Source organism: Klenkia brasiliensis (assembly GCF_900100695.1).
GTDB lineage: Bacteria > Actinomycetota > Actinomycetes > Mycobacteriales > Geodermatophilaceae > Klenkia > Klenkia brasiliensis.
Genome location: NZ_FNCF01000001.1, coordinates 1 through 18,412 on the forward strand (window position 1 = coordinate 1; position 18,412 = coordinate 18,412).

Here is an 18,412-nt window from a genome sequence, read left to right on the forward strand (position 1 = left end):
GCTGCGCGGCACCCTGGCCACCCACGTCTCCGACGCCCAGTGCGGCTTCAAGGCCATCCGCGCCGACGTCGCCGCCCGCCTGCTGCCCCTGGTCGAGGACACCGGCTGGTTCTTCGACACCGAACTGCTGGTCCTGGCCGAGCGCGCCGGGCTGCGCATCGCCGAGGTCCCCGTGGACTGGGTCGACGACCCCGACAGCCGCGTGCACATCGTCTCCACCGCCCGCGCCGACCTCGCCGGCATCGTGCGCATGTGGCGCGCCTTCACCACCGGCCGCCTCCCGTTGGCCGACCTGCGCGCCCAGATCGGCCGCGGCCCCCTCGTCGAACCCACCCTCGACGGCGTCCCCACCGGCCTGGTCGGACAACTGGTCCGCTTCGCCGCCATCGGCGCCGTCTCCACCCTGGCCTACCTCGCGATCTTCGTCGGCCTCCGGCACACGATGGACCCGCAGCCGGCCAACCTCGTCGCCCTGGCGGTCACCGCGGTGGCCAACACCGCGGCCAACCGGCGGCTGACCTTCGGAATCCGCGGCCGCGGCGGGGCCGCCACCGCCCAGTTCCAGGGCCTGCTGGTGTTCGCCCTCGGCCTGGCCCTGACCAGCGGCACCCTGGCGGCGCTGAACGTGTGGGACCCGCACGCCCACCGCCTGGTCGAGCTGACCTTCCTGGTCGCGGCCAACCTCGCGGCCACCCTGCTGCGCTTCGTCCTGTTCCGGGCCTGGGTCTTCCGCACCCGCACGCCCCGCGCGGGCCGGGCCACCGCCGCCGTCGTCCCGGACCTGGAGGTCAGCGCGCGATGAGCACCCTCCTCGACCGCCCCGTCGCCGCCCCGCCCCCGCCCGAGCAGCCCGCGAGGACCGCGCCGCGCCGCGAGCGCAGCCGCGCCCGCACGCTGCTGCTCGGACCCGCCGGGGACCCCCGCTGGGTGCGGCCCTCCCTGGTGACCCTGCTGGCCGCCACCGGCGTGCTGTACGTCTGGGACCTCGCCGCCTCCGGGTGGGCCAACGCCTTCTACGCCGCCGCCGCGCAGGCCGGGTCGCGCAGCTGGGAGGCCTTCTTCTACGGCTCCTCCGACGCCGCCAACTCCATCACCGTGGACAAGCCGCCGGCGTCGCTGTGGGTGATGGACCTGTCGGTGCGGCTGTTCGGGCTCAGCTCCTGGTCGCTGCTGGTGCCCCAGGCCCTGATGGGCGTGGCCACCGTCGGGGTCGTGCACCTCGCCGTCCGCCGGGTGGCCGGGCCGGGTGCGGGGCTGCTGGCCAGCGCGGTGACCGCGCTGACGCCGGTCGCCGTCCTGATGTTCCGGTTCGACAACCCCGACTCGCTGCTGGTCCTGCTGCTCACCCTGGCCGCCTACCTCGTGGTGCGGGCCCTGCAGTCGGGCCGGCGCGCGACCCTGGTCGGCGTCGGCGTGCTCATCGGCTTCGCCTTCCTGACCAAGACGCTGCAGGCGTTCCTCGTCGTCCCCGGGTTCGCCCTGGTCTGGCTGGTGTGCGCCCCGACCCCGTTCCGGCGGCGGCTGGTCGACCTGCTCTGGGCGGGCCTGGCCATGGTCGTGGCCGGCGGCTGGTGGGTCGCGGTCGTCGAGCTGGTGCCCGCGGACTGGCGGCCGTTCATCGGCGGCTCGCAGACCAACTCGGTGTGGGAGCTCATCTGGGGCTACAACGGCCTGGGCCGGCTCACCGGCGACGAGACCGGGTCGGTCGGCGGCGGCCTGGGCTGGGGCGAGACCGGCCTGGGCCGGCTGTTCGGCTACGACGTGGGCGGTCAGGTCGCCTGGCTGCTGCCCGCCGCCCTGGTGCTCGGGGTGGCCGGCCTGCTCGCGCTGGGCCGGGCCGCCCGCACCGACGTCCGGCGCTCGGGCCTGCTGGTGTGGCTCAGCTGGCTGGTGGTCACCGGGCTGACCTTCAGCCTGATGGCGGGCATCTTCCACGCCTACTACACGGTCGCGCTGGCGCCGGCGATCGGCGCGGTCGTGGGCATCGGCGGCGCGCTGCTGTGGGCCCGCCGCCGGCACTGGGTGGCCCGGTTCGTCCTGGCCGCGACCCTGGCCGGCACCGCCGCGTGGGGCTGGGCCCTGCTCGGCCGCACGCCGTGGTTCCTGCCCTGGCTCGCCCCGACCGTGCTGGTCGTCGGGCTGGTCGCCGCAGCCGGCCTGCTGGTCGTGCAGCTGCTGCCGCGGCTGGTCGCCGCGCTGGTCGTGGTGGCCGGGGTGCTGGCCGCGCTCGGCGGGCCGGCCGCGTTCGCGCTGCAGACCGCCGCCACCCCGCACACCGGCTCGATCGTCACCGCCGGGCCCGACGCGGCGAGCCGGTTCGGCCCCAGCCGCTTCGCCCCGACCGGTGGCGGCTTCTCCCTGGGCACCCCGCCGCCTGGGGCCACCGCCGGCGTGGCCACCACCAGTGCGCCCACCTCCCCTGGCGGCGGCGCCGTCCCCGGCGGCAGCGGGCGGGTCAGCACCCGGGGCAACCTGCTGGGTGCCAGCGACCCGACCCCGCGGGTGGTCGCGGCGCTGCGGTCCAACGCATCCGCCTACACCTGGGTGGCCGCCGCGGTCGGCTCGCAGAGCGCGGCCGGGTACCAGCTGGCCACCGGTGACCCGGTGATGGCCGTCGGCGGGTTCAACGGCAGCGACCCCTCCCCCACCCTCGACCAGTTCCAGCAGGACGTGGCCGAGGGCCGGATCCACTGGTTCGTCGGGGGCACCGTGGGCCGCAGCTCGGGCGGCTCGGACGCCTCCATCCAGATCGCGCAGTGGGTGGCCGCGCACTACACCGCCACGCCGGTGGACGGCATCCAGCTCTACGACCTGACGACGACCGCCGGCTAGGGCGTCGTCCAGGGGGCGAAGAGCGTGCGGGCGGTGCCGTCGGGGGTGCGGTAGGTCAGCGTCGACCCGTCCTGCAGCAGCACCGACACCACCAGCGGGTCGGCCGGGCCCGGGTGCTCGGGGCCGGTCAGCACCACCGCGCCGACCTGCTCCGCGCCGACCCGCCGGACGCCGTCCACCCAGCCGGCGTACTCCGCCGACGACGCCGCCCGGCGCAGCAGCGGCGCACCCGGGCGGCGGGTGACCCGCCGCCCGGCGGCGCGGGCCGCCAGCGCCTGGTCCCGGTCACCGACGGCCTGCTGGCGGTCGCGGGCCCGGAACCGGGCGATCTGGACGGCGGAGAACAGCAGCAGCCCCAGCGCGCCGACCGACAGCACCAGCGACAGCGGGCCCACGCCGTCCAGCCGGCCGGCCAGCTGCGACAGCAGCACCAGCACCCCGAACGCACCCACGAGGACCAGCAGCTGCTTGAGCTGCGCCCGGGTGTCGGACAGGCCGCGGGCGAAGCCGGGCAGCTCGACCCAGCCGTCGTCGAAGACCGCCAGCCGCCACCAGTCGCCCGCGGCGTCCTCCGCCGAGACCCACCCGCGTCTGCTCACCCCTTGAGCTTGTACTCCTTGAGCAGCCCCCGGCTGATGATGGTCTTCTGGATCTCGCTGGTGCCCTCGCCGATGAGCAGGAACGGGGCCTCGCGCATCAGCCGCTCGACCTCGTACTCCTTGGAGTAGCCGTAGCCGCCGTGGATGCGGAAGGCCTGCGTGGTCACCTCGGCGCAGTACTCGCTGGCCAGCAGCTTGGCCATGCCGGCCTCGACGTCGTTGCGCTTCCCGGAGTCCTTGAGCTTGGCCGCGTTGACCATCATCAGGTGGGCCGCCTCGACCTTGGTGGCCATCTCGGCCAGCTGGAACGCGATCGCCTGGTGCTGGGCGATCTTCTTGCCGAAGGTCTCGCGCTGCTGGGCGTAGGCCACGGCCAGCTCGAAGGCCCGGATGGAGATGCCGCAGGCCCGCGCCGCGACGTTGACCCGGCCGACCTCGACGCCGTCCATCATGTGCGCGAAGCCCTTGCCGGGGACGCCACCGAGGATGTCCGACGCCTTGGCCTGGTAGCCGTCGAACACCAGGCTGGTGGTGTCGACGCCCTTGTAGCCCATCTTCTCGATCTTGCCGGGGATGGTCAGCCCCGGGACGACCTCGCCGAACCCGGTCGGCTTCTCGACCAGGAACGTGGTGAGGTTCTGGTACGGCTTCTCCGCACCCTGGTCGGTGCGCACCAGCGCGGCGACCAGCGTGGAGGACCCGCCGTTGGTCAGCCACATCTTCTCGCCGTCGATGACGTAGTCACCGTTCGCGTCCTGCTTGGCGCGGGTGCGGATCGCCGCGACGTCGGAGCCCAGACCGGGCTCGCTCATGGAGAAGGCACCGCGCACCTCGCCGGTGGCCATCCGGGGCAGGTAGCGCTCCTTCTGCTCCTGCGTGCCGTGCTGGATGAGCATGTAGGCGACGATGAAGTGGGTGTTGATCACGCCCGAGACGCTCATCCACCCGCGGGCGATCTCCTCGACCACCAGCACGTAGGTCAGCAGGCTCTCGCCCAGGCCGCCGTACTCCTCCGGGATCATGAGGCCGAACAGCCCCATCTCCTTCATCCCGTCGACGATCTCCTGCGGGTAGGTGTCGGCGTGCTCGAGCTCCTGCGCCCGCGGGATGATCTCCCGGTCGACGAACCGGCGGACCGTCGAGAGGATCTCGGTCTGGACCTCGGTCAGGTCGGCGGTCTGGGCCAAGCGGGTCATGGCTGCTCCTTCTCGGACGGCGGTGTCCTCCGGGTTACCGGTGAGTATGGCCGGGCCGACCGCCGCGTCGGGCGTGCCGTGCACCACACGGGTGCGACCCTGGGCACGGCCCGACGAGGAGGACCCATGAGCCAGCCGGACGACGGCTTCTACCGCGGTGACCCGCCGGCACACGGCCCGCCGCCGGCGTACGGCCCGCCGCCCGGGTACGGCCCGCCACCGGGTTGGCAGCCCCCGCCCGTGTACGTGGTGCGCCGGCCCACCAACAGCACCGCCGTCCTGGCGCTCGTCTTCGCCTTCGTCTTCCCGCCGGTCGGCCTGGGGCTGGGCGTCTCCGCCCGGCGGCAGATCCGGCGCACCGGCGAGGAGGGCGACGGGCTGGCGCTGGCCGGGATCGTCGTCGGCTCGATCGGGACGACGGTCTACGCCCTGCTGTTCGCGGTCTGGCTGTGGGCGCTGCTCACCGTGGTCAGCTTCGGACCCTGACCACGGCGAGCAGCGGGGTCACTCCTCGGGCGGGGTGAACGACGACGTGCGGCTGAGCCCGGCGGCGCGGCCCTTGCCGGCGATGACCAGGGCCATCTTGCGGCTGGCCTCGTCGATCATCTCGTCGCCCAGCATCGCCGAGCCCTTCTTGCCGCCGGCCTCGCTGGTGGCCCAGTCGTAGGCGTCCAGGATCAGCTCGGCGTGGTCGTAGTCCTCCTGCGAGGGCGCGTAGATCTCGTTGGCGGCGTCGATCTGGCCCGGGTGCAGCACCCACTTGCCGTCGAAGCCGAGCATCGCCGAGCGCTTGGCGACCTCCTCGAACGCCGGCACGTCGCGCACCTGCAGGAACGGCCCGTCGATGGCCTGCACGCCGCGGGCTCGGGCGGCCATGAGGATCTGCATGAGGATGTAGTGGAAGGGGTCGCCCGGGTAGTCCGGGTGCAGCGCCCCGACGACCAGCGACTTCATGTTGATCGAGGCCATGAAGTCGGCCGGGCCGTAGATGATCGTCTCGATCCGCGGGCTGGCGAAGGCGATCTGGTTGACGTTGATGAGCCCCTGCGCGGTCTCGATCTGCGCCTCGATGCCGATCTTGCCGACCTCGAACCCGTTGGCCTTCTCGATCTGGGTGAGCAGCATGTCCAGCGCCTGCACCTGACCGGCGTCGACGACCTTGGGCAGCATGATGCAGTCCAGGTTCGCCCCGGCGCCGCCGACGACCTCGATGACGTCCTGGAAGGTCCACTCCGTCGTCCAGTCGTTCACCCGGACCGTGCGGATCTTCTCGCCCCACCCGCCCTCGTTGAGGGCGGCCACGATGTTCTTGCGGGCGCCGGGCTTGGCCAGCGGCGCGCAGGCGTCCTCCAGGTCCAGGAACACCTGGTCCGCCGGGAGGCCCTTGGCCTTCTCCAGGAACCGGGGGTTGCTGCCCGGGACGGCGAGGTTGGAACGACGGGATCGGAGCTCGGCCACGGTGCCTCCACGATCGACTTCTTGGGTTACCGGAGAGTAACGAGAGCCGGGACCACCGGCTCCGTGATCGGCCCCACAGCCCTCAGGTGATGGGCTCGGCCGGCGGGCGGGACGCGCGGACCACCAGCGCGACGCCGACGACGACCAGGGCCATCCCGGGCAGCGCCAGCAGCGGGGGCAGCTGCTGCAGCAGCACCAGCGCCACCAGCAGCGCGCCGGGGACCTCCAGCAGGATCGCCAGCCCCACCACCGTCGGCCCGACCGAGGTCACCACCAGGTTGAACAGCGTGTGCCCGAGCAGCTGGGCGACGAGGGTGATGCCGGCGATCAGCCACCAGTCGCGGGCGCTGAACCCGGCCAGCGGGTCGCCCACCGCGAGGGCGGCGACGGCGAGGACCACCGCGCAGGTGGAGTAGCAGACCACCGCGTAGGCCGACGTCGACAGCCGCTGCCGGGCCCGCGCGCCGGCCAGCACGTACCCGGCCGCGGCGATGGCGCCGAGCAGGGCGAGCGCGTCGCCGGCGAGGGCGCGCAGCGACACGGTGACGTCGACCCCGGCGATCAGGGCGGCCCCGGCGATGGCCAGCACCAGGCCCCACCACACCTGCGCGGGCAGCCGGACGCCGGACAGCCGGGCCGCCAGCGCCGTCCAGATCGGCGTCGTGGTGACCAGCGCGATCGAGGCCGCCACCGAGGTCATCGACAGGCTCGGCAACCAGGCGGCGAAGTGCACGGCGAGGAACAGCCCGGCCACCACCGAGCTGCCCAGGTGCGACGGGCGCAGCGCCGGGCGCTCCCGCAGCAGCACCGGCAGCAGCACCGCGGCGCCGGCCGCGTTGCGCCAGAACGCGATGGCCAGCGCCGGCGCGGTGACCAGCGCGGTCAGCGGGCCCGAGAGCGAGATGCCGACCACGGCGACGGCCATGATGGCCACGTCGCGGCCGGCCGGCCGGTGCAGGGCCCAGGCGTCGGTCGTCGTCACGCGGGGACGGCGATCGTGCCGCGCGACACCGGGTGCACGTCGCCGGCCACGGTCGCCGAGACCGCGCGGCCGCCGTCCACGGCGACGGTGCAGTCCAGCACCGACGGGCGCTGCAGGGCGGCGCCCTGGTGCAGCCGGTAGGACGACGTCCCCTCCCCCACCAGGCCCTCGGCGGCCAGCCAGACCCCGGTGGCCAGCGCGGCCGAGCCGGTCGCCGGGTCCTCCTCCCAGGACAGCCCGCCGGCGAAGACGCGCACGGTGTGCTCGGCACCCGGCCCGCGGCCGATGACCGAGACCCCGCCGCCCACCTCGGCGGGCAGCAGCGCGGCCAGCGCCCGGCGGTCGGGGACGGCACGGGCGACCGCGTCGGGGCGGACGTCGAGCTGGGTGAACTCCAGGCCGCAGCCGACCAGGTGCGCCGGCCGGCCGGTGACGTCGTCGGGCCCCAGGCCCAGCGCCGCGCCCAGCGCCACCGGGTCGGGGCCGGGCCGCAGCGAGACGGGGCCGCCGGTGAGCCGGGCGCCGTCGGCGGTGACCTCGACCGGCACGGTGCCCACGCCGCACTCCTGGCGCACCGTCCCGGGGGCGAGCAGGCCGAGCCGGACCAGGGTGTGCGCGGTGCCGACGCTGGGGTGCCCGGCGAAGGGCAGCTCGGTCTCGGTGGTGAAGATCCGCACCGCGTAGCCGCCCTCGTGCACCGCCGTCACGAAGGTCGTCTCCGACAGGTGGAACTCCCGGGCGAGCGCCTGGCACTGGTCGGTGGTGAGGTCGCCGGCGCCCAGCACGACCGCCAGCGGGTTGCCGGCGAACGGGCGGGGGGCGAACACGTCCACGACCTCGAAGGACAGCACGGGGGCGACGGTAGCCTCCGGGTTCGTGACCACGGTGACGCGCGCCTACGTCTCCCGGGTGGCCGGGCTGACGGTGTTCGACCCGGACGGCGACCGGGTGGGCAAGGTCCGCGACGCCGTCGTGGCGCTGCGGGTGGGCACCGCTCCCCCGCGGGTGCTCGGGCTGGTGCTCGAGGTGGTCGCCCGCCGCCGGATCTTCTTGCCGATGGGCCGGGTCACCCGCATCGACGCCGGCGCCGTCGTCCTGTCCACCGGCACGCTGAGCCTGCGGCACTTCGAGCAGCGGGCCGGGGAGACGCTCGTGCTCGGCGAGCTGCTGGACCGCCGGGTGACCCTGCTCGAGGACGACCGGCCCGGGGTGGTCGTGGACGCCTCGATGGAGCAGACCCGCACCGGCGACTGGGCGCTGACCCGGCTGGCGGTGGCCGAGCCCGGCCGGTTCGGCCGCCGCGGCCAGCTGCGCCAGGTGGCCTGGGACGAGGTCGGCGGGCTCGCGCTGCAGGAGGCCGGGCAGAGCGCGGAGGCCCTGCTGGCCACCTACCGCGAGCTCAAGCCGGCCGACCTCGCGCACGCGCTGCAGGAGCTGCCCGACAAGCGCCGGTTCGAGGTCGCCGCGGACCTGGACGACGAGCGCCTGGCCGACGTGCTCGGCGAGCTGCCCGAGGCCGAGCAGATCACCATCCTGGGCACCCTGGACGACGACCGCGCCGCCGACGTCCTGGAGGAGATGGACCCCGACGACGCCGCCGACCTGCTCAACGAGCTGCCGAACGTGGACCGGCACCGGCTGCTGAGCCTGATGGAGCCCGACGAGGCCAAGTCGGTGCGCCAGCTGCTGGAGTACTCCGAGGACACCGCCGGCGGCATGATGACCAGCGAGCCGGTGATCCTGGCCCCCGACGCGACCATCGCCGAGGCGCTGGCGCGGGTGCGGGCCGAGGAGCTCACCCCGAGCCTGGCCAGCCAGGTCTACGTCTGCCGGCCGCCCTCGGCCACCCCGACCGGCCGCTACCTGGGTCTGGCGCACATCCAGCGGCTGCTGCGCGAACCCCCGTTCACCCTGGTCTCCGGTGTGCTCGACGACCTGGAGCCGCTGCGCCCGGAGGCTCCGCTGGCCGAGGTCACCCGGTACTTCGCCACCTACAACCTGGTCGCCGCCCCCGTCGTGGACGGCGCGGGCCGGCTGCTCGGCGCGGTCACCGTGGACGACGTCATGGACGCCCTGCTGCCCGACGACTGGCGCGACCGGGCCCGCCGTGGCTGAGCGCGCCGACGCCGCCCGCCGCGCCGACCTGCAGCTGGACCAGCCCTCGGGCACCCGCAGCTTCGGCCGGTTCCTGCGCTTCAACCCCGACGCCATCGGCCACTACGCCGAGGTCATCGCCCGCTTCCTCGGCACCGGCCGGTACCTGGCGATCCAGACGATCATCGTGATCGTCTGGATCAGCATCAACGTCGCGTGGGTGGCGCTGCGGTTCGACCCCTACCCGTTCATCCTGCTCAACCTGGCCTTCTCCACCCAGGCCGCCTACGCCGCGCCGCTGATCCTGCTGGCGCAGAACCGGCAGGCCGACCGGGACAAGGTGCAGTCCGAGGAGGACCGGGCCCGCGCCGCGCAGACCCGCGCGGACACCGAGTACCTGGCCCGGGAGCTCGCCTCGCTGCGGGTCGCGATCGGCGAGCTGGCCACCCGCGACTTCATCCGCGGCGAGCTGGACCGGCTGGCCCCGCCCGACGACGAGGCCGCCGCGCGCCGGAAGAAGGAGCGCAAGCGCCGCCGGGAGCAGCAGGCCCGCGAGGCCGCGGCCGACTGAGTCGTCAGCGGACGACGCGCAGGGTGCCCAGGGTGGGGTCGGCGGCGTAGGCCACCCGCACCCCGGCGTCCCGGGCAGCGAGCAGGGCACCGGCCGCCGCCTCCGTGACCCGCTCGCCGGGGGCCAGCACCGGGATGCCCGGCGGGTAGGGCGCCACGAGCTCGGCGCTCACCCGGCCGACGGCCGCGGCGAAGGGCACCGGCTCGGCGTCGGCGAAGAAGGCCTCCCGCGGGGCCAGCACCTGCTCGGGGTCCACGGCGTAGACACCCGCGCCCACCACCGGCCGGGGCGCCCCGCGGCGCCGCCCCAGCGAGCCGACCACCGCGTCGGTGAACCGCTGCAGCGTGGTGTCGTCGTCGGCCAGGGAGACCACGGCGACCAGCAGGTCGCGCTCGGCGGCCTCCACCGGCACGCCCGCGGCCAGCAGGTCCTGCTCGACCACGACGCCGTCCGCCCCGGTGCCGGGCAGCACGAGGACGAGCTTGAGCGGGTCGGTCCCGGGGCCGTCGAGCACCACCAGCCCGGGGACGACGGCCAGCCGCTCGCGGGCCCGGCGGGTGGCGGCCAGCGCGGCGCCCAGCAGCTGCTCGCCGTCGCGGGCCAGCAGGGCGCGGGCGGCGTCGGTGCTGGCCAGCACGGCACCGGCAGGGCTCGTGGTGGCGGTGGCCTCGACCCCGGCGTCCAGCCGGGCAGGGTCGACCCGCTGCGTCCGGGCGAGCACGAGCGCGGCCTGGCTCCAGGCGGGCAACGTCTTGTGCGCGCTGGTGACCAGCACGTCGGCGCCCAGCTGCAGGGCGTGCCGGGGCAGGTCGGGGTGGAAGCCGGCGTGCGCGGCCCAGGCGCCGTCGACCACGAGGGGCACGCCGTGGCCGTGCGCGACGGCGGTGAGCCCTGCGACGTCGCCCACCGTGCCGATGTAGGAGGGGTCGCCGACCAGCACCGCGACGGCGTCGGGTGCCGCGGCCAGCGCGCGGGCCACCGCGGCGGGCGGGACGCCGAGCGGCAGGCCGGTGGCGGGGTCGACGTCCGGCCGGACCCACACCGGGGTCAGCCCGGCGAGCACCAGCCCCAGCAGCAGCGACCGGTGCAGCGTGCGGCTGACCACCACCCGGTCGCCCGGTCGGCCCAGCGCCAGCGCGACCGCCTGGTTGGCGTGGGTGGCGCCGCCGGTGGAGAACCGGCAGACGTCGGCGCCCCACAGCGCCGCGGCGCGGGCCTCGGCGTCGGCGAGCAGGCCGCCGGCGAGCTTGACGGTGTCCAGGCCGCCGTACAGCGGGACGTCGCCGGCCACCACGTCGCCGACCAGGTCGGTGCGCTGCTTGTGCCCGGGGATGGTGAACGGGGTGGGTGCCTGCTCGCGGAAGCGCAGCCAGGCGTCCAGCAGCGGGGCGTCGCCGCGCAGCCCGCGGGGGTCAGCGGCCACCGGCGAGCTCCGCCAGGACGTGCAGCTGCCGGCGCATCATCACCAGGTCACCCCAGCACAGCGCCCGGTCCACCGGCCGGGGCAGCCGCCCGACCCGCAGGACGCCGAGCAACCGGCTGCCGGCGGGGCCGGGGGTGACGGCGTAGCCGAGGACGACGTCGCCCAGTGCCCGGGACACCGGCCCGCCCGGCGCCACGAGGGTGACCTCCTCCCCCGGCCGCACGGTGCGGATGCGGAACGGCCCGGCCATCCGCTGGCCCGGTTCGAGGTGCTCCAGGCCGGGGGTCAGCGTGCGCGGGCTGCGCCGGCCGAGGTTGTCGACCCAGTCGTAGCTGTAGGGCGCCGCGCGCAGCTGGCAGACCCACCGCCAGGTGGTGGCCGGGTCGGCGGCGACGTCCACCCCGCGCAGCCACCGCCCCGGTGCGCCCGGCGCCAGCAGGTCGGCGTCGTAGCGGCGGACCACCTCCTCGGCGGTCACCCCCCACCGGTCGGGCAGCCTCATTCGAAGTAGAGGTGGTGGTGCAGCCGGCAGCCCGGGTTGAACGGGGCGCCGCAGCGCGGGCAGCCGTCGGCGACCACGTAGTCCCCGACCGCCAGGGTGTGCCGGCAGACCCCGCAGACCACCGCGTGGGCCTGCCGGTCGTCGGCGGGCCAGACGACGGCGGGGTGGTCGGCGCACTCGGCGTGGCAGAGGTGGCAGCCCCAGTAGGGCGCGCAGCAGGCGAAGCGGATCGCGACGACGTCGAGCTCGGTGCGGTAGTGCTCGCAGCGGCTCTGGTCGTCGACCAGCCGCCCACCGAGCTCGACGTCGGTCATGCGGCGAGGCTAGATCAGGCCGGCGCTCAGTCCTCGACGCCGAGCATGACCTCGGTGGACTTGACCAGCGCGACGACCGGCGAGCCCACCTCCAGGCCGAGGTCGGCGACGGCCTCCTTGGTGACGGCGGCGGTGACGGTCTGGCCGGAGACGTCGACCTTCACGGTGGCCATGACCGAGCCGATCTCGATCGCGGTGACGGTGCCCGACAGCTGGTTGCGGGTGGACAGGCGCACGGTTTCCTCCTGGGTTCGGGGTGGGACGCCCGGCACGCTAGGCGGGTGGGCCGGGCCGTGCCGGAGGCCCCGCGCAGCCGCGGAGCCCTGGTCAGCGGCACGTCCGCAGCTCCGGCCCGGGTGCGACGCACCTCACAGGAATAGGTCGACGCCCGCCCCCGTGGCCCCGGCCAGCAGCAGGACGACGACGAACGGCGCCCGCAGCGCCAGGGCCAGCGCGGCCACCGCCAGCGCGGCCAGCCGGCCGTCCACCACCAGCGCCGACCCCGACGTCGCCGCCTGCACCGCCACCAGCGCGCCCAGCAGCGCCGCCGGCACGAAGTCCACCACCCGCCGCACGACCGGGTGCTCCACCCACGCGGCCGGCACGCTCAGCCCGGCCAGCTTGAGCAGGTAGCAGCCCAGGCAGCCGGCCAGCACCGCCACCCAGGTGGCGCTCACCGCCGCCACCCCCCGGCCAGCGCCACCGCCGCGACCGCGGCGATCACCTGCACCCCGGCCGGCACGACCGGGGTCAGCACCAGCGCGACCACCGCGCCACCGAGGGCCACCCGTCGCTGCGCGCCGGGCTCGGCCGACGTCCGCTGCAGCCGCGGCCACAGCAGCGCCAGGAACGCCGCGGGGACGACGGCGTCCAGCGCCGCCAGCCACGGGCCGGTCAGCGCGTCGGCCCCCAGGGCACCGAGCAGCGTCGTCAGGTTCCAGCCCAGGAAGATCGACCCGCCGCCCACGGTGAACGCCAGCCGGGCGTTGCCGGGGTCGGGCGCGGCCAGCGCCAGCGCGGTCGACTCGTCGATGACCAGGTGCGCGGTGGCCAGCCGGCGCAGCCCGCCCCGCGGCCGCAGCAGCGGCACCAGCCGCACGCCGTAGATGGTGTTGCGGGTGCCCAGCAGCACCGCGCTGCCGACCGCGGCCAGCACGCCTCCCCCGGCGCCGAGGACGCCGACCAGCGCGAACTGCGAGGCGCCGGTGAACATCAGCAGCGACAGCGCGCACGCCTGCCAGGCGTCCAGGCCCGCGGCCACCGCGGCCGCGCCGAACGCGGCGCCGTAGAGACCGACGGCCACCCCGAGCCCGAGGGCGTCGCGGATCGTCGCCCGGCGGGCCGCCGTCGCGTCGTCGGTCACAGGCGCGGACTCTAGGTCCGGCGCCGGTCGTAGAGTGGGGAACGGCCTGCTCGCGGGTCGCCGCCCCACGGGGCGCGGGCGACGACGACGACGCGGGCCCCCACCGATGCGAGGAGACACACCACCGCATGTCCGAGACGCTGACCGGCACCCCGGCCGCCGACGCGGTCAACGCCGCCCTGGCCACCGTGCAGGACCCGGAGATCAACCGGCCGCTGCCCGAGCTGGGGATGATCAAGGACGTCCGCATCGGCGACGACGGCCTGGTCGAGGTCGACGTGTACCTCACCGTCGCCGGCTGCCCGATGCGCGAGACGATCACCAGCCGGGTCACCCAGGCCGTCGGCGCCGTCGCCGGCGTCACCGGCGTCAAGGTCGGCCTCGACGTGATGGACGACGCCCAGCGCGCCGAGCTGCGCAAGACCGTGCGCGGCACCGACGCCCCCGACGCCGTCATCCCCTTCGCCCAGCCCGGCTCGTTGACCCGCGTCTACGCGGTGGCCTCGGGCAAGGGCGGCGTGGGCAAGTCCAGCGTGACGGTCAACCTGGCCGCGGCGCTGGCCAAGCGCGGATTGAGCGTGGGCGTGGTGGACGCCGACATCTACGGCCACTCCGTGCCGCGCATGCTGGGCGTCGACGACAAGCCCACCCAGGTCGACAACATGATCATGCCGCCGCAGAGCTACGGCGTGAAGGTCATCTCGATCGGCATGTTCACCCCGGGCAACACCCCGGTCGTCTGGCGCGGGCCGATGCTGCACCGCGCGCTGCAGCAGTTCCTCGCCGACGTCTGGTGGGGCGACCTGGACGTGCTGCTCATGGACCTGCCCCCGGGCACCGGCGACGTCGCTATCTCGGTGGCCCAGCTGGTGCCCAACGCCGAGATCCTGGTCGTGACCACCCCGCAGCAGGCCGCCGCCGAGGTGGCCGAGCGCGCCGGGGCGATCGCCACGCAGACCCACCAGCAGGTGGTCGGCGTCGTGGAGAACATGTCCTGGCTTGAGCTGCCCGACGGCTCGCGCATGGAGCTGTTCGGCTCCGGTGGCGGCCAGGCGGTCTCCGACGCGCTGACCAAGACCCTGGGTGCGCGGGTGCCGCTGCTGGGCCAGATCCCGCTGGACACGAGGCTGCGCGAGGCCGGCGACGCCGGTGCCCCGATCGTGCTGGCCCAGCCCGACGCCCCGGCGGCGCAGTCGCTGGAGAAGATCGCCGAGGGCCTGGCCGTGCGCTCGCGCGGGCTGTCCGGGATGTCGCTGAACCTCACCCCGGTCCGCCGCTGACCCTCAGGGGCAGGGCCGCCAGGCGCCGTCCTCCTGCACCATCGGCAGGACGGTCTGGTCGTCCAGCCCGCCGGGGGCGCTGAGCACCAGCTGGACGGTGGCCGAGGTCTCGCCGTTGTAGGACTCCACCTGCACCCCGACGACCTGGTACCCGGTGACCTGCGGCGAGCCGTAGCGCCGGGCCAGGTCGTCGGGGGTGGTGGCGGCGCGGTCGGCCGCGCAGAGCGACCCGTGGGCGTCCGCCCAGCGGCCGTCGACGAGCGCCTGGGCGTAGCCGGAGGCCGCGTCGCCCACCGGGGCCACGGCCCCCGAGACCGCCCGGACGAGGACGAACGCGCCCACGCCGAGGAGCAGCAGGACGGCCAGGCCGACCGGCAGGCCGACGGTCAGCCAGCGGGACCGGCGACGGCGCACCGGTGCCCAGGTCGGCGGCGCGGGCGGGTAGGGCTGCGGGCTGCCGGGCCAGGTCACCGGCGCAGTGTGGCACCGACCGGCGGCCGGAGGGGGTCAGGTGGCGTCGGCGTCGAAGGGGGCGGGGCGGGACCGGTCGCGCGGCACGGTGACCGCGGGCCTGCTGGGGCGCGCCGCGGCCGGTGCGGGCTCGTCGTCGCCCATGAGCTGGTCGCGGATGAACGTCTTCGGGTGGTACTTGCGCAGGTCGAGGTCGCGCAGCTGGTCGAAGTCGTCGCCCAGGCTGTCGTGCAGCTGGCCGCGCACCCCGGTGATGGCCTCGCGGGCCTTCTTCAGCCCCTGCGCCGCGTCGCGGGCCAGGGTGGGCAACCGCTCCGGCCCGAAGATGAACAGGGCGGCCAGGCCCAGGACGACGATCTCGCCCCAGCCGATCGAGTCGAACACACCTGCCTCCTTCGCCGCGGCCGCCACCCACTCTAGGCAGGCCGGCTGGGCCTCCGCCTAGGCCTGGGTGAGCGTCGCCTGGACCTCCTGCGAGGACCCGCCGCCCCGCACCAGCTCGATGGTCACGGTGTCACCCGGGGACTTGCTGTCGATCGCCACCTGCAGCTCCTCGGAGCTGCCGACCGGCTGGCCGTCCACGGCGATGAGCACGTCCTGCTCCTCGATGCCGGCGGCCTCCGCCGGGCTGCCGGGCTCGACGTTGACCACCAGCGCGCCGTCCCGGGTGCCGTCGGTGACCGAGCGGGCCTGCACGCCGAGGGAGGCGTGCACCGCCGTCCCGGTGCTGATCAGCTGCTCGGCGATGCCCCGGACCTTCTCGATCGGGATGGCGAAGCCCAGCCCGATCGACCCGCCGGTGGTGCCGTTGCCGCCGAGGGAGGCGATGGCGGTGTTGATGCCGATGACCGCCCCGGTGACGTCGACGAGGGCGCCGCCGGAGTTGCCGGGGTTGATCGGTGCGTCGGTCTGGATGGCGCTGATCACCGCGTTGGTGTCGCTGCCCTCCCCCGACAGCCGCACCGGCCGGTCCAGCGCGCTGACGATGCCGCTGGTCACGGTGCCGGCCAGGCCCAGCGGGGACCCGATGGCCACCACGGGGTCCCCGACCACGACGTCGCCGCCCTCGGCCAGCGAGGCGGCCACCAGGCCGGGCTTGTCGACCTTGATGACCGCGATGTCGCTGGCCGGGTCGCGGCCGACGATCTGCGCGGGCGAGCCGCTGCCGTCGGAGAACACCGCCCGGATCTCCGCGCCCTCGACGCCGTCGGCGCCGGAGACCACGTGGTTGTTGGTGACGACGTAGCCGTTGTCGGCGTCCACCACCACCCCGGAGCCGGTGGCACCGGAGTCGCCCACCCGCACCTCGATCGAGACCACGGCCGGGGTGACCTGCTCGGCGATGTCGGCGACCGAGCCGGGCTGGCGGGTGATGCCCGGGGACACCTCGGACAGCTGCGTGCCCGGGGTGAGCAGCGGCTCCTGGCTGGCCGTGCGGCCCAGGTACCAGCTCAGCGTCCCGCCGAGGGCCGCGACGAACAGCAGGGACAGGACGGCGAGCGCGGCGACCGGCACCGAGACGTCGGCCAGCCGGAGCCGGCGACGTCCCCTGCTGTCGACCACGATCGGCCCGGTCTGCTCCTCGGGCTCCTCCGCGTACTCCGCGGGACGACCCAGGCCCGACGGCGCCAGCGGGTCGCGCCACGGGTCGGTGGCCGCGTCGGCCTTCCAGAACGGGCCGCCGGACGTGCGCCGGGCACCGGGCCGCCCACCCGGGGGCAGGCCGAGACCGCGCTCGCCGTCGCGGGGGGCGAAGGCGCGCAGCACGGCCTCCGGCGGCGGGGCCAGTGGCGGGTGGGGCCGGGCGACCGGCCGGTCCCCGGCGAAGGACCCCCCGACGTCGGCCGGGCGGCCGAACGCCGCGGCCTGCTCCGGGGCCGGAGCCGGGGTGCGGTGCACCGCCGCCGGGGTGCTCCCGGTGCGCTCGAACGGGCCCTCGGTCCCCGGGGGCCGGTCGTAGCCGGAGTCGTCGGGGTCGGCCGGACGCTCGGTCAGGGCGTGCCGCCGTCCAGGTCGGTGCCGACGGAGACGGTGCGGACGACCGGGGGGACGATCTCGGTGCGCTCGCCCACGGTGCTGACGGCGGGGCCCGGGTCGGTGCGCGCGACCTGGCCGGCGGTGCCGCCGGTGGGCAGGTTGACGGCGAGGGCGACCACGCCGATGCCGATGCCGGCCAGCCCGGCCGCGACGCCGCGGCGCAACCAGCGGGCCTGGCCGGGGCGCTCGGGGGCCTCCTGCGGGGTCAGCCGGGCGGAGAACCGGCCGCCGACGACGGAGTCGGGGGTGGCCAGCAGGGTGCCCGACCCGCCGAAGCCGCCGGTCGCGGAGACGTCGGCGGTGAAGGGGATCGCCTGCAGCCGGCTGAGCAGGTCACCGGGGACGGCGACGTCGCGGCTGGTGTGCAGGGCCTCCTTGGCCTCGCGCTGTGCCTCGACGGCCAGCCGGCACTGCACGCACCCGGAGAGGTGCCGCGCCGCGCGGCCGGCGGCGGTGCCGGACAGCTCGCCGTCGACGAGGGCCGCGATGGCCTCCTGGGCCAGGTGGCTCACCGGGATGTTCACCGCATGCCCTGCTCGAGGACGGGGCGCCGGCCCGGTGCCATGTGGGCGAGGGCCTCGCGCAGCTGGACGCGACCGCGGTGGATGCGGCTGCGCACCGTGCCGAGCTTGATGCCGAGGGTCGCAGCGATCTCCTCGTAGGTCAGCCCCTCGATGTCGCAGAGGACGACGGCGACGCGGAACTCCGGGGACAGCGCGTCGAGCGCGGCCTGCACCTGCGGGTCCAGGTGGGTGTCGGTGTAGACCTGCTCGGGGCTGGGGGCGGTGCCCGGCAGCCGCTCGGTGTCCTCGGGCAGCGCGTCGAAGCGGATGCGCTGCCGGCGCCGGACCATGTCCAGGAACAGGTTCGTGGTGATGCGGTGCAGCCAGCCCTCGAACGTGCCCGGCGAGAAGTCGGCCAGCGAGCGGAACACCCGCACGAAGGTCTCCTGCGTGAGGTCCTCGGCGTCGTGGGCGTTGCCCGACAGCCGGTAGGCCAGCCGGTAGACGCGCGCCGAGTGGTCGCGGACGACCTGCTCCCAGGTCGGCGCGACCCAGGTGTCGGTGGCGGGCACGGGCTCGGTCACTGCTCCAGGATCGCAGACCGCGACGGCCCGGGCCTCCTCGCGGGGGGACGTTCGGGGGGCGGTCGACTCGGACGGGGGACGCTTCAGGCGCACACCCGGACCAACGGTCGGGGCAGCCCCCCGTGTTCCCGCGTCCGGCCGGGTCACAGGTGGTGCACAGCCCGGCTCGCTGCGCCCCCACCAGCCCGGGCGCACTACCCTCG

22 protein-coding genes are annotated in these 18,412 nt (G+C 75.4%); 6 read left to right on the forward strand and 16 right to left on the reverse strand.

The window, feature by feature from the left end:
• A partial coding sequence (locus BLT39_RS00005; RefSeq protein ID WP_207507470.1) for a GtrA family protein occupies nucleotides 1-802 on the forward strand: 802 nt, incomplete at its 5' end.
• Nucleotides 799-2,832, forward strand: coding sequence for a mannosyltransferase YkcB-related protein (locus tag BLT39_RS00010; RefSeq protein ID WP_091056651.1), 2,034 nt, complete (start codon nucleotides 799-801; stop codon nucleotides 2,830-2,832). The genes BLT39_RS00005 and BLT39_RS00010, both read left to right, overlap by 4 nt.
• Here BLT39_RS00010 and BLT39_RS22140 read toward each other — a convergent pair.
• Nucleotides 2,829-3,431 (reverse strand): hypothetical protein, encoded by a 603-nt coding sequence (locus BLT39_RS22140; protein WP_091056656.1) that lies wholly within the window; start codon nucleotides 3,429-3,431, stop codon nucleotides 2,829-2,831. The two genes, BLT39_RS00010 and BLT39_RS22140, sit on opposite strands and share 4 nt — an antisense overlap.
• Nucleotides 3,428-4,627, reverse strand: a complete 1,200-nt coding sequence (locus tag BLT39_RS00020) for an acyl-CoA dehydrogenase family protein (protein WP_091056663.1) — start codon at nucleotides 4,625-4,627, stop codon at nucleotides 3,428-3,430. Before BLT39_RS00020 ends, BLT39_RS22140 begins: the two co-directional genes overlap by 4 nt.
• A gap of 126 nt (nucleotides 4,628-4,753) precedes the next feature.
• On the opposite strand from BLT39_RS00020, the gene BLT39_RS00025 reads away from it, so the two are divergent.
• Nucleotides 4,754-5,113 (forward strand): DUF4190 domain-containing protein, encoded by a 360-nt coding sequence (locus BLT39_RS00025; protein ID WP_091056667.1) that lies wholly within the window; start codon nucleotides 4,754-4,756, stop codon nucleotides 5,111-5,113.
• Nucleotides 5,114-5,131: 18 nt separating this feature from the next.
• On the opposite strand, the gene BLT39_RS00030 is transcribed toward BLT39_RS00025, so the two are convergent.
• The 3 genes from BLT39_RS00030 to BLT39_RS00040 all read right to left on the reverse strand — a co-directional run bounded on the left by BLT39_RS00030 (nucleotide 5,132) and on the right by BLT39_RS00040 (nucleotide 7,918).
• A complete protein-coding gene (locus BLT39_RS00030; RefSeq protein ID WP_091056670.1) occupies nucleotides 5,132-6,085 on the reverse strand; it encodes an HpcH/HpaI aldolase/citrate lyase family protein in 954 nt (317 codons plus the stop codon).
• An 82-nt stretch (nucleotides 6,086-6,167) separates the two neighbouring features.
• The gene (locus BLT39_RS00035; protein ID WP_242658042.1) at nucleotides 6,168-7,067 is read right to left on the reverse strand and encodes an EamA family transporter; all 900 of its coding nucleotides are present in this window, start codon (nucleotides 7,065-7,067) and stop codon (nucleotides 6,168-6,170) included.
• Nucleotides 7,064-7,918 (reverse strand): PhzF family phenazine biosynthesis protein, encoded by an 855-nt coding sequence (locus BLT39_RS00040; protein ID WP_242658043.1) that lies wholly within the window; start codon nucleotides 7,916-7,918, stop codon nucleotides 7,064-7,066. Before BLT39_RS00040 ends, BLT39_RS00035 begins: the two co-directional genes overlap by 4 nt.
• Before the next feature lie 25 nt (nucleotides 7,919-7,943).
• On the opposite strand from BLT39_RS00040, the gene BLT39_RS00045 reads away from it, so the two are divergent.
• Together BLT39_RS00045 and BLT39_RS00050 are read left to right on the forward strand one after the other, a co-directional pair.
• Nucleotides 7,944-9,182 carry a magnesium transporter MgtE N-terminal domain-containing protein gene (locus tag BLT39_RS00045; protein WP_091056676.1) on the forward strand — a complete coding sequence of 413 codons (1,239 nt, stop codon included), beginning with the start codon at nucleotides 7,944-7,946 and terminating at the stop codon, nucleotides 9,180-9,182.
• Nucleotides 9,175-9,732: a DUF1003 domain-containing protein gene (locus tag BLT39_RS00050; protein ID WP_091056678.1), complete on the forward strand. Its 558-nt coding sequence runs from the start codon at nucleotides 9,175-9,177 to the stop codon at nucleotides 9,730-9,732. Before BLT39_RS00045 ends, BLT39_RS00050 begins: the two co-directional genes overlap by 8 nt.
• Nucleotides 9,733-9,736: 4 nt before the next feature.
• Here the strand turns inward: BLT39_RS00050 and BLT39_RS00055 are convergent, their stop codons facing one another.
• From BLT39_RS00055 to BLT39_RS23180, 6 genes are all read right to left on the reverse strand, one after another.
• Nucleotides 9,737-11,155, reverse strand: a complete 1,419-nt coding sequence (locus BLT39_RS00055; RefSeq protein WP_091056679.1) for an aminotransferase class V-fold PLP-dependent enzyme — start codon at nucleotides 11,153-11,155, stop codon at nucleotides 9,737-9,739.
• The gene (locus BLT39_RS00060) at nucleotides 11,145-11,633 is read right to left on the reverse strand and encodes a hypothetical protein (protein ID WP_091056682.1); all 489 of its coding nucleotides are present in this window, start codon (nucleotides 11,631-11,633) and stop codon (nucleotides 11,145-11,147) included. Before BLT39_RS00060 ends, BLT39_RS00055 begins: the two co-directional genes overlap by 11 nt.
• Nucleotides 11,634-11,653: 20 nt before the next feature.
• Nucleotides 11,654-11,971, reverse strand: a complete 318-nt coding sequence (locus BLT39_RS00065) for a CHY zinc finger protein (RefSeq protein ID WP_091056686.1) — start codon at nucleotides 11,969-11,971, stop codon at nucleotides 11,654-11,656.
• A 26-nt stretch (nucleotides 11,972-11,997) separates the two neighbouring features.
• Nucleotides 11,998-12,207, reverse strand: coding sequence for a TOBE domain-containing protein (locus tag BLT39_RS00070; protein ID WP_091056689.1), 210 nt, complete (start codon nucleotides 12,205-12,207; stop codon nucleotides 11,998-12,000).
• A 132-nt stretch (nucleotides 12,208-12,339) separates the two neighbouring features.
• The gene (locus BLT39_RS00075; RefSeq protein WP_091059022.1) at nucleotides 12,340-12,648 is read right to left on the reverse strand and encodes an AzlD domain-containing protein; all 309 of its coding nucleotides are present in this window, start codon (nucleotides 12,646-12,648) and stop codon (nucleotides 12,340-12,342) included.
• On the reverse strand, nucleotides 12,645-13,334 hold the full coding sequence (locus BLT39_RS23180) for an AzlC family ABC transporter permease (RefSeq protein WP_091056690.1): 690 nt from the start codon (nucleotides 13,332-13,334) through the stop codon (nucleotides 12,645-12,647). The genes BLT39_RS00075 and BLT39_RS23180 overlap by 4 nt, the downstream gene beginning before the upstream one ends.
• Before the next feature lie 128 nt (nucleotides 13,335-13,462).
• Between BLT39_RS23180 and BLT39_RS00085 the strand changes: the two genes are divergently transcribed.
• Complete coding sequence (locus BLT39_RS00085; RefSeq protein ID WP_091056694.1) at nucleotides 13,463-14,614, forward strand: Mrp/NBP35 family ATP-binding protein; 1,152 nt, start codon at nucleotides 13,463-13,465, stop codon at nucleotides 14,612-14,614.
• A 3-nt stretch (nucleotides 14,615-14,617) separates the two neighbouring features.
• On the opposite strand, the gene BLT39_RS00090 is transcribed toward BLT39_RS00085, so the two are convergent.
• The 5 genes from BLT39_RS00090 to sigE all read right to left on the reverse strand — a co-directional run bounded on the left by BLT39_RS00090 (nucleotide 14,618) and on the right by sigE (nucleotide 18,209).
• Complete coding sequence (locus BLT39_RS00090) at nucleotides 14,618-15,085, reverse strand: Rv0361 family membrane protein (RefSeq protein WP_091056698.1); 468 nt, start codon at nucleotides 15,083-15,085, stop codon at nucleotides 14,618-14,620.
• Nucleotides 15,086-15,121: 36 nt separating this feature from the next.
• Nucleotides 15,122-15,469, reverse strand: coding sequence for a twin-arginine translocase TatA/TatE family subunit (locus tag BLT39_RS00095; protein WP_091056701.1), 348 nt, complete (start codon nucleotides 15,467-15,469; stop codon nucleotides 15,122-15,124).
• 57 nt (nucleotides 15,470-15,526) lie between these two features.
• A complete protein-coding gene (locus BLT39_RS00100; protein WP_242658044.1) occupies nucleotides 15,527-16,984 on the reverse strand; it encodes a S1C family serine protease in 1,458 nt (485 codons plus the stop codon).
• Between the two features lie 92 nt (nucleotides 16,985-17,076).
• On the reverse strand, nucleotides 17,077-17,646 hold the full coding sequence (locus tag BLT39_RS00105; protein WP_091056710.1) for an anti-sigma factor family protein: 570 nt from the start codon (nucleotides 17,644-17,646) through the stop codon (nucleotides 17,077-17,079).
• Complete coding sequence (gene sigE, locus BLT39_RS00110; RefSeq protein WP_207507472.1) at nucleotides 17,643-18,209, reverse strand: RNA polymerase sigma factor SigE; 567 nt, start codon at nucleotides 18,207-18,209, stop codon at nucleotides 17,643-17,645. Before sigE ends, BLT39_RS00105 begins: the two co-directional genes overlap by 4 nt.
• Nucleotides 18,210-18,412 lie beyond the last annotated feature (203 nt).

Excerpts from the sequence above, each read along its gene's own strand:
- BLT39_RS00065 (WP_091056686.1), bottom strand. The coding sequence starts at position 11,971 with ATGACCGACGTCGAGCTCGGTGGGCGGCTGGTCGACGACCAGAGCCGC.
- BLT39_RS00025 (WP_091056667.1), top strand. The coding sequence starts at position 4,754 with ATGAGCCAGCCGGACGACGGCTTCTACCGCGGTGACCCGCCGGCACAC.
- BLT39_RS00085 (WP_091056694.1), top strand. The coding sequence starts at position 13,463 with ATGTCCGAGACGCTGACCGGCACCCCGGCCGCCGACGCGGTCAACGCC.
- BLT39_RS00020 (WP_091056663.1), bottom strand. The coding sequence starts at position 4,627 with ATGACCCGCTTGGCCCAGACCGCCGACCTGACCGAGGTCCAGACCGAG.
- BLT39_RS00010 (WP_091056651.1), top strand. The coding sequence starts at position 799 with ATGAGCACCCTCCTCGACCGCCCCGTCGCCGCCCCGCCCCCGCCCGAG.